Here is a 10,402-nt window from a genome sequence, read left to right as displayed (position 1 = left end):
TTAGGAGCAGAAAAAACATCAATCTCTTGTTTTTGTGCGTTGATAAATGTTGAAAATAACACAACAAAACCAACAATGGTAATTAAGCGTTTCATGACGTGTAATTAAATTAAAAAATTAAACAATATAATTTTATTCTATACTTATAGGGTAATAATCAAGCCTTGCACATAACAAACAATGAATATGAAAGCGCAACCAATCAAAATCTTTGCATGCTATTATTTTATATTATTTAAGCGAACAAAAAAAAGAAATAAATTTCAAATATTCAAGCCACTTCTGTCCTCACAGTACACTTATTATTCTTAGATATATAACAATCAACCCATTAGCATACAAATAAATTTTGAATTTAATTTGCTAAGCGCATCCGAATTGGAATAATTTAATCACAATTAATTTTTTGTTATAACCAAATTAAAGAGTTGCCAGAAAAGATGGTCTTAAAGCTAAATCAGAGTTATTTTAACTACAGTTATAAAAACAACACACAACCAGCAACCAAAGCTTCGTTTATTGCCTTTCGTCGAAAAAATAGTCCGGAAATTCTATCATTTCAATAAAGCCGCAAGGTATACTTACTGCCAGGAGTCATTTTATAATCTTTAATTATTTTTTGGTTTATCGAACAATTTATTTCCAAAAAATATTCTCCGGCTTCCATTTATCTTTGGGCTTGTCCACACCAGTTGGATAACCAACGGGGATCACATTTAAGGGGACATGATTTTGGGGCAGGTTAAGGGTTTTAATCACCGCTTTTGTTCTGTCATCGTACGGATATGCAGCCGTCCAAACAGCTCCCAGACCAATACTTTCAGCAGCAAGAAGTATATTCTCTGAGGCAGCTGAACAGTCTTGTACCCAATAGCCTTTGTCTGCCAGATTACCGGCCTTTTCCATGTCGCCACAAACCACAATCGCTTTTTGTGCCTGCAACAACATTTTCGCATAGGGTAACTGTTCGCCTAACGAATCAAGAACCTCACGTTCTGTAACTACATAAAACACCCAGGGCTGCCTATTGGCCGCTGTGGGCGCTGCCATACCTGCTCTGAGTAAGGTCTCTATTTGTTTTTTAGTAACCGGCTGGTCAGTAAAATGGCGCACGCTTTTTCGGTTATGTATCACCTCCAAAGCATGATTGGCATATCTGTCGCTGTAATCGGGCACAAAGGGCTGGCCATCTATTTCATCTATGGACTCCCCTACTTTAGCTATAAAACGGCCTGTTTCATAATAATTTCCGCTTGCATATATTAGGGGATTCAATAAATTCACATCAACCCGGTTATTTGTATCTAAAATAACCTCATCTGCTTTTACATCGATCACTTTTCCGATAAACTGCCGGTGCGAGCCAAGATCATGATACTCCGTCAGCTCACACTCTATCACTATAGGAAACTCTTTTACGTAGGGGGCATTCACAAACTCACCTTTCACAGGCGTGAGCCCGGTCTCTTGAAATTTATCTACATCTTTTCCCGAAAACCGACCCGCATAATCTACATATTTCACCATTTCCGACGAGGGTATATTGACCGTAAACGATTTTGATTCCGTTACATTACCATGAGAATAGGTTGCAGGGCGCATAGAAACAGAAATACTAAGCGGATCAGAGTTGCATATGCCTACCCATGCAGCGGTCATAATATTAGGCTTGCCCTCCTGGTCATAGGAGCCAATTACCAACGCAGGCTTTGGATAAATTGCACTTTTCACACCCAATGATTTCTTTTTGAAGGGTTCGTAAGCCGAGTCTGACTTTGCTATGAGTGCATCTCCCGAAGTAGTGGTTCGTGTTGTTGTTTGCCTGTTGGAGTTGTCTCCTTTTTGGGTTAATTGAATTACCAGCACCAAAACGGCAATGGCAAGCATGATATTTATAAACTTAGATTTATCCATGATTTTAGATTATTAAAATTCAAACTTTTTTAGCTTTCTGATAAGATACGGTATCTAAAAAACATCCTGTGGGGCATACAGCGCACCAGGGTTTAGTGAAAAAAAGCGATGACAGGATAACAATTAAACCAAAAATTATTAGCCCGATACCGACCACACGAAATGAGAAGAACATGAAAGGTTCGGTATACGATAACTCAGGAGAAAAGCCCAAAAGCAATGCCCCTGCAATAAGTACCAGGTAAACCTCCCTAACAGAAAGACCTTTATATGTTGTGAGTAGTTTTCTCTTTTTGAAGGGCGTAAAACGATTGGTCAACTCCTGCAATGCACCCATCGGGCATAAATAGTTGCAATAAAACTTTCGTTTGCCGATGAAAGAAACAGTCAGTGCCAACAAGAACACAACAGCAGTTTGCCAGTTGGCCCGCCATGCAAAGCCATCTTTTAACCAACTGTGCAGAAGCTGAGCCGAGAGGGCATTGTTGAGGATGAGGCCCATTATGACCAAAACTAAAAACATATAGATGGTGCGGTACTTTGCAGTTCCTTTTTTAAAAACCATCACCAATGAAAGCAGCAATAAACTCAGAAACAGCATATCCTTGATTGTTGCCCAAAGGCTTGTTTCGTTGATAACCGATGCATCAGATTTCATAACAGATGAAGCGGTGTGTTTTACACCAGCGATTACCGCTTTACTTGTGTGGGTGGCACCAGAGATGATATCTACCTGGAACTGTGTAGCATCTTCAAGGTTAACACCCTCCCACTTACCAATAAACTCGTCACCATAAATGGCCTGAATATAGTCACTCGTCTCATTATTAGGCAACAGCAAAACTTCTGTAATGGTTAAATTATCATCGATGCCAATTAGCAATGGAACACGACCTCCATAACCAAATTGTTTGGTGTAGTTCGATGAAAGTAATGCAGCACCTATTTTTTGGTTTTTTTTGCCATATACATCGTATGCACCGTGCCTGTTTAGCTCATAATTCTTTGCCCGGGGGTAAATCTCCTGTATATCTTTTAGTTCAACAGTAATTTCCGCCTCATTTTTCTGAAACAAAAAATCCCGGCCTCCTCTGTATGCCAGTGCAATTAAAATAATGATGATTAAAGTGTACTGATATACTGTTGCCTCAATATGCTTTTTGCGCATTAATAGTACCGTTAAAATTCTTAGACTTAAGCTGCAAAGGCAACTTTTTGTCTGAACAATAAATTATCGCTTGCAAATATAGGTTTTTCAAAAGAAAACCTATTCTCAGATCTTAATTTCTAATTTACTAGTTGATAAAACAAGATTTTAGAGAGGGTTCTAAAAAGTATTCGAAGCCGGCATTGCGACTCGCCAGCCGGCGGAGAAGGAACCCTTTTGAGCTGACAATCAACAAATTGCCTCGTCGCTTCGTTTTCGCATAGCTTTGGTGGAGCAAGGCAACTACTACAATTGACTGTTGGCACCATATATCACGCAGGGCATACAACGAAGATGCAGTGTTCGCAACGTGATAACTCGTAGCGTTCGTGGCGTTTCTTTATCGTGGCGTGCGTGGCGAGAAACCTTAAATAAAATACATTAACCAACATAAGGTCTGGACTTATAACACAGCTTAATTATATTGAGCAAAATAGAATAAGACACCCAAAACAGAAAAAAAGCGAGGCACCTTTAATGCAGGTACCTCACTACAATTATACTAATCCCGGATATCTAATTAAAATACCCTGAATCAATCCAATTCGAACCGATCGAGGTTCATTACTTTAACCCAGGCTGCTACAAAATCTTTCACGAATTTTTGATCTGCATCAGCGCTTCCATATACTTCTGCAAGTGCTCTGAGTTCAGAATTTGAGCCAAATATCAGGTCGACGCGTGTGCCTTTCCACTTTTGCTTGCCTGATTCACGATCCACCCCATTGAAAGTCTCTCTGTCATCAGAAGTGGGCTTCCATTCTGTTTCCATATCGAGCAGGTTTACAAAGAAATCATTGGTAAGCTTTCCGGGTTTATCTGTAAATACACCATACTCCGAATGATCAAAATTGGCATTGAGTGCTCGCATACCGCCAACCAGCACAGTCATTTCCGGCGGGGTAAGTGTCAATAGCTGAGCCTTGTCAATGAGTAATTCTTCGGCACATTTCATGTACTGTTTTCTTGAATAGTTTCTGAAACCATCGGCATCGGGTTCAAGTGCTTCGAACGATTCTGCATCTGATTGTTCTGCTGAAGCATCCATCCGGCCAGGTGTAAAAGGCACTGTTACCTCCACGCCTGCATCTTTGGCAGCTTTTTCCACTGCAGCGCTTCCAGCCAGCACAATCAGGTCGGCCAGCGATACTTTTTTATCGCCCGACTGGGCCGTATTAAATTCTTGCTGAATTTGCTCCAATGTGTTCAACACTTTAGTGAGCTGAGCCGGATTATTCGCTTCCCAATCTTTTTGAGGTTCCAAACGTATGCGTGCACCATTGGCGCCACCGCGTTTATCTGAATCGCGATAAGTAGAGGCTGAAGCCCACGCGGTTGAAACCAGTTGAGAAACGGTCAAATTCGAATCCAACACTTTATTTTTCAAAGTCTCAATATCATTTTTATCAATCAGGGCATGATTAACTTCGGGAATCGGATCTTGCCAAATCAAATCTTCATCAGGCACTTCAGGGCCAAGGTAGCGTGATTTTGGGCCCATGTCGCGGTGCAACAGCTTGAACCACGCACGTGCAAAGGCATCGGCAAACTCCTGCGGGTTTTCATAAAAGTGTTTGGATATTTTTTCATACGCAGGATCAATTTTTAGCGCAAGGTCGGTTGTCAGCATCATCGGTGGATTCTTCTTTCCTTTTTTATGCGCATCGGGTACCAGTTCCTGAGCCTCTTTTTCTTTGGGTGTCCATTGGTATTTACCTCCGGGACCTTTTATCAGTTCCCATTCATACTCGAACAGGTTCTCAAAAAAGCCCATATCCCAGGTTGTTGGTTTATTGGTCCATGCACCTTCAAGTCCGCTGGTAATGGTATCGGCTCCCTTACCGGTTCCATAACTGTTTTTCCAACCCAAACCCTGCTCTTCAAGTGGTGCAGCCTCCGGATCGGGGCCATTGTGCTCCTCGGGCGCTGCACCGTGAACCTTACCAAAAGTATGTCCACCGGCTATAAGCGCAACGGTCTCGTAATCATTCATGGCCATTCGTTTAAACGACTGACGGATATATTCTGCAGATTTTGCAGGATCGGGCTCACCGTTAGGACCTTCCGGATTTACATAGATCAGGCCCATGTGGTCTGCCGCCAGGGGGCCTTCCAGGGTACCTTTATCATCGTGCCGGGTATCTCCAAGCCATTCATGCTCGGGACCCCAATCAATATCCTTTTCTGGCTCCCAAATATCTTCACGGCCTCCACCGAATCCGAAAGTTTTGAATCCCATAGATTCAAGGGCAACGTTACCTGCCAGAATAATCAGGTCGGCCCAGGAAATTTTCTTTCCATATTTTTGTTTAATGGGCCAAAGCAGTCGTCTTGCTTTATCGAGGCTCACATTATCGGGCCAGCTATTGATGGGGGCAAAACGCTGATTCCCGGTACCTCCTCCTCCACGGCCGTCGGTTACTCGATATGTTCCGGCGCTGTGCCAGGTCATGCGTATAAAAAGGCCTCCATAATGGCCCCAATCGGCCGGCCACCAATCTTTAGAATCGGTCATGAGCTTATGCAGATCTTTTTTAACCGCTTTTAAATCCAGGCTTTTAAATGCTTCAGCATAATCGAAATCTTCTTCCATAGGATCTGATAAAGCAGAATGCTGGCGAAGTATATTGAGGTTTAACCTGTCAGGCCACCAATCTTCGTTTTTTGTTCCACTACCATGCCTGGAGGTTGCTGTGGCACCAGTAACCGGGCATTTACTAATCTTTTTGTGTTGATCTTTCATGTTGATATATTTTAGATTATTTAATTTTCAAATCATCAAAAAATTTTGATTCATGATCACCTTTAGCAATCATATTTTATTAGGAAAAGATACGCAATAACCATGAATTCTACAAACAAAAGCCACAGAGTATTAAATACATAAAAACATAATCAGGCCTGGCTGAACGATTAGTTTTTAGTGTAAATATTTGATAAAATGATTTTTAGATGATTTTTTCTTCTTATGCAGAAAAATTAGCGATCTAAATTTGCTTCGGGGAGAAACAATTTAAAAACAACACACATAATTACAGAAATTTAAAATCAAAGCTATTGGGTATTCAAATAGGCCAGTGCAGCGTTCTCAGTGGAAAATAATTCAACAAAATAATTCATTTTCTTACCTTTATCCAATCCAACCAACAATGAGAATACATGTTCTTTTTGAGCTATCAAGAATAGCTACGTTCCAGATCGGGGACAAAATCTTGAATTAATGTTTGACTTCGAAATTATGATAGCCTTTAGCAGGCTCAGTCTCAATTTTTACATCTTCAACAAAAGCCATAGAAGGACCTTTTCTGCACCATGCAATAAAATCGCCGAGGTCTTGCTCATCTCCTTCAGCCTCAATATAAACGGCTCCATCAGGCATATTACTAACGTATCCTACTACACCAAGCTGTCTGGCTTTTTCCACAGTTGAATATCGAAATCCAACGCCCTGTACCCTGCCTTTTATTGTTAAGTTGTAGTGTATCATATAATTAAGTTTTAGTTTTGCAATATACAAAAGTACTGAAGAACCTTTCTTTCTTCAAATGAAGTATAATCAATCAAACGAAAAAACTCTTTTTCAGTCAAAATAAAACCAGCGTTAATCCGATTGGCACAAAATTATTAAGGCCATGCAAAATGCAACTATAAACAAAGCCATACTTCACCCTCACGAAACCATAAACAATACCTCCTATTAATTGAGGTAAAGTTAAAACCGGCATGAGGAGCAAAATTTCGAGGGTTAAATCATAATTTATAATGTGGATCCAGGCAAATAAGACGAATGAAAAATAATATATCCATTTAAAATTCAATTCCCAAAATTTTCGAACCTTAGGCTCATGCCTTAAAACTATAAAATACATTGCAAATCCTGCAATAATACCAATTGTCACTCTTATGAAAAAGAAGTTATCAATATCAGTAACATAGGTTTGAAAATATCCTTTAGTAAAAATATAATAAACCAAAACAGCAAAAGATAAACTCAAATTTTCAGCTTTGAAGAGCATCATTAATCTAAAAGCAATTTCCTCTATTAACGGTAAAATCACCACACCAATAATTAAAAGTAAAACCGGAGAATATAGTGTTTTTGCTTCTGCAAAAGCGGTATTGTCATAATTAAAAAAACTTTTTATAACAATTGCAAGTATTGAAGCGGTTACAAATTTTAGTAAGAAAAGTATAATTACATCTCTGATTTTATCAATTCTAGTGAGGCTTTTATCTTGTTTGGCCGAAGGATGTATGAGAAAGAGCAAAAACCTTTTGATCAACCATAGGTAATACCTGGGATTTATTAGCTTCAATGTCATAAGTAGAATTCCTTTTATCTCTTTTCAAACTTACAAAACAAAAATAGCTCATGGCAATTAAAAGGCAAACACAAACGTCTATCTTCAAAAAGGGTAATGGTTAATTTCTCAATCAGTTAACTCTACCAAATTAACATCTGAAAACCCTTGTAAATTTAATACAAAGAATTATTTCCAAATATGCATGACAACCTCGTTAAAAAAATTCGGATGCGATAATCCAAATGTGCACTGAAATAACAAAAGTCCCAAAAAGCGCTTTAACCATTAATATGTTTAACAGGATCAGTTAAAAACCACTCAAATCCATGGTCACAGTGGGTATTAGCAACAAGAAACCAACGATTATAAGTATGGTAATTAGTGGCCATACCCAGCGCACCCATTTGTCATAAGGTATTTTTGCCACGCCTAGCACACCAATCAATACGCCCGAAGTTGGCGTTATCATGTTGGTAAAACCATCGCCAAACTGGAATGCCACAACTGTAGCCTGACGTGAGATACCGATCAAATCACTGAATGGTGCCATAATTGGCATCGTTAAAGCAGCCTTGGCGCTTCCTGAAGGAATTACAATGTTAATTACATTTTGGATTACATACATTACTCCAACGCTGGCCACCTTGCCCATTTCATTCATGCCACTTGCCAGACTATGTAAAATACTGTCAATAACCTTTCCATCTTCAAGCACAGCGATAATACCTCCGGCTAAACCTACAATAAGTGCTGCCGACATAATATCTTTTGTACCGGCTAAAAAGAGGTTTGTTATTTCATTTGGTGTTTTGCTCATAGCAATGCCTGCAAAAATGCCCATAGCAAAAAACAAAGTGGCAATTTCCATAATGTACCAACCATAGCCCATTACCCCTACAATGAGGTAAATAATGGTAAAAATGAGTAGATTAAGTATGAAAAAATGAACCGATTTACGCAAAAACAAAGGACTGCTAATGATAAAAAGTCCGGTTACGATAGGAATAGCTGGAACTATGGCAGATGAGTTACCTACTTTTAATTCTGATTCGGGAAATATTATAGATGCTGCAACCATAACACCAGCCAGAAAAATAAAAGCGGCCCATGCAGCTTTTGGCGTACGGTATTTAAGTTTTTCAATGCCTTCCTCGTCTGTCTTGTCCCGCCATTGCTTATCCTCCTCATGCATAATACTTTTCTCCGGGTGCTTTTTTACTTTATGCGCATACCTTAACACGTAAGTTATACCAATAATATTAATTACGAGCCAGGCAAACATCCGATATTCAATACCTGAAAAAAGTGGAATTTCTGCCAGGCCTTGCGCAATACCAATTGTAAAAGGGTTAAGTATGGCTCCGGCAAAACCAAGACCTGCAGCAACAAAACACATCGATACGCCTACCAAACTATCATAACCCATGGTAATGGCCATGGGAACAAAAATTATTATAAAAGCAATGGTTTCTTCACTCATTCCAAACACAGCCCCAAATACACTAAACATTATCATAATCATGGCTATAATAATGTTATCAACGCCTATGCGTTTCATAAATTTGTTGCGCTCCAGTTTTTTCGTCATCCGAAGAAAGGCATATATACCCACATCAATAGCTTTGCTATCATTCATTATCCAAAAAGCACCACCAATCATCAAAATAAACACGATAATACCGGCCTGTCTTTCAAAACCTTTAAACATAGCAGCAAAAACCTCCCATGTTTGGGGTTGGGCTTCGGTAGGTTGAAACTCCATCACTTTCTGTACCTCTCCGTTTACCTCTTTCTGCACTTCTACATATTCGCCACCCGGCATTACCCAGGTTAATGCAGCCGATAATACAATGAAAAAGAAGACAATAACATACGTGTGTGGGATCTGACGCTTTTTGAACATAATTATTGAATTTTTTGTTAAGAGCGCGCAAGATATAAAATATGGACAATTCCACCAATACCTTTTACTAAACCCAAACCATGTATAAATACTTTTCGTGAAACAATATACATATTTAAATTTAGTGCACAATACATATATTTTTTTGTTTTGAAATATGGCTAAATATTTTTATATTTACATAAATTAATTTAAAATATACATTCTTTATAAACATCTTATTTTAATGTTATTACAAAATGAAATTTCCTTTAATATATTGGCTTGAAATTTGATAATATCATTTTAAACATAAGTTCATTATTATTTCTTTTGTTTTAAATTCTTATAAAAAAATAACCTTTATTGTATACAATAATTCAAATTCTATGAAAATCGCCATCGCAGTAGACCACCAGGACAACATACAATCGGGCCATTTTGGTGAAGCCATTAGTTATAAAATATATCAGAAAAAGGATGACCAGTGGCAATTTGCAGATACATTAAAAAATGACATGCGCAACTACGATGAAGATCAGCACGGATCAAAAGGTAAAGGCAAAGGGGTTGTAAAGCTACTTGCCACAAGAGATATAAAAGCAGTAGTATCAAAACAATTCGGACAGAATATCAAAATAGTGGGTCAATATTTTGCCCCTATTGTAACATCTGTTGATTCAGTAGCAGAATTTCTTGAACTTTTAAACGAATCTACGTGTAATAGAATATATCAAAAGAACAAAATGGATATAAAACCGTTACGCATACCATGATAAACCGGTTACATAGCCAAAACCTAACCACAAGTATTTCCAGGAATAATTTCAGGGCTTTTATCTGGCATGCCTCCTTTTTGGCCATAGCAAAAAATTTCATGGATGTCGACACGGTCATTCCATCAATGCTTATTAAAGCCGGAGGCGAAGCATGGCATATCGGACTCCTTACAACCATAATGGTGGGGTTTTCGAAATTTTCGCAACTCCTCTTTGCTCCCATAATTTCAGGGTCAACATCCAAAAAGCCTCATCTATTAACGGGTATAAACCTGAGGATTTTCACCTTGTTTGCCATGGCGGCGCTATTTTACCT

8 protein-coding genes are annotated in these 10,402 nt (G+C 38.8%); 2 read left to right on the top strand and 6 right to left on the bottom strand.

Features of this window, described 5'->3' with window-relative positions; all coding sequences use genetic code 11:
• Nucleotides 1-636: 636 nt before the first annotated feature.
• From VJ937_RS00255 to VJ937_RS00230, 6 genes are all read right to left on the bottom strand, one after another.
• Nucleotides 637-1,914: a flavin reductase gene (locus VJ937_RS00255; protein ID WP_324064914.1), complete on the bottom strand. Its 1,278-nt coding sequence runs from the start codon at nucleotides 1,912-1,914 to the stop codon at nucleotides 637-639.
• A gap of 19 nt (nucleotides 1,915-1,933) precedes the next feature.
• Nucleotides 1,934-3,082 (bottom strand): FMN-binding protein, encoded by a 1,149-nt coding sequence (locus VJ937_RS00250; RefSeq protein WP_324064913.1) that lies wholly within the window; start codon nucleotides 3,080-3,082, stop codon nucleotides 1,934-1,936.
• Between the two features lie 574 nt (nucleotides 3,083-3,656).
• On the bottom strand, nucleotides 3,657-5,864 hold the full coding sequence (gene katG / locus VJ937_RS00245) for a catalase/peroxidase HPI (RefSeq protein WP_324064912.1): 2,208 nt from the start codon (nucleotides 5,862-5,864) through the stop codon (nucleotides 3,657-3,659).
• A 474-nt stretch (nucleotides 5,865-6,338) separates the two neighbouring features.
• Nucleotides 6,339-6,608 (bottom strand): acylphosphatase, encoded by a 270-nt coding sequence (locus VJ937_RS00240; protein ID WP_324064911.1) that lies wholly within the window; start codon nucleotides 6,606-6,608, stop codon nucleotides 6,339-6,341.
• 97 nt (nucleotides 6,609-6,705) lie between these two features.
• The gene (locus VJ937_RS00235; protein WP_324064910.1) at nucleotides 6,706-7,443 is read right to left on the bottom strand and encodes a type II CAAX prenyl endopeptidase Rce1 family protein; all 738 of its coding nucleotides are present in this window, start codon (nucleotides 7,441-7,443) and stop codon (nucleotides 6,706-6,708) included.
• A gap of 289 nt (nucleotides 7,444-7,732) precedes the next feature.
• Complete coding sequence (locus VJ937_RS00230) at nucleotides 7,733-9,328, bottom strand: YfcC family protein (protein WP_324064909.1); 1,596 nt, start codon at nucleotides 9,326-9,328, stop codon at nucleotides 7,733-7,735.
• Between the two features lie 368 nt (nucleotides 9,329-9,696).
• Between VJ937_RS00230 and VJ937_RS00225 the strand changes: the two genes are divergently transcribed.
• Complete coding sequence (locus VJ937_RS00225; protein ID WP_324064908.1) at nucleotides 9,697-10,083, top strand: NifB/NifX family molybdenum-iron cluster-binding protein; 387 nt, start codon at nucleotides 9,697-9,699, stop codon at nucleotides 10,081-10,083.
• Nucleotides 10,080-10,402: hypothetical protein (locus VJ937_RS00220; RefSeq protein WP_324064907.1), on the top strand; the 323-nt coding region annotated here is incomplete at its 3' end. The genes VJ937_RS00225 and VJ937_RS00220, both read left to right, overlap by 4 nt.

The sequence above is a fragment of the Salinivirga sp. genome (assembly GCF_035268865.1).
In the GTDB taxonomy this organism is placed as follows: Bacteria; Bacteroidota; Bacteroidia; order Bacteroidales; family Salinivirgaceae; genus Salinivirga.
This window is presented reverse-complemented; position numbering and strand designations above follow the sequence as displayed.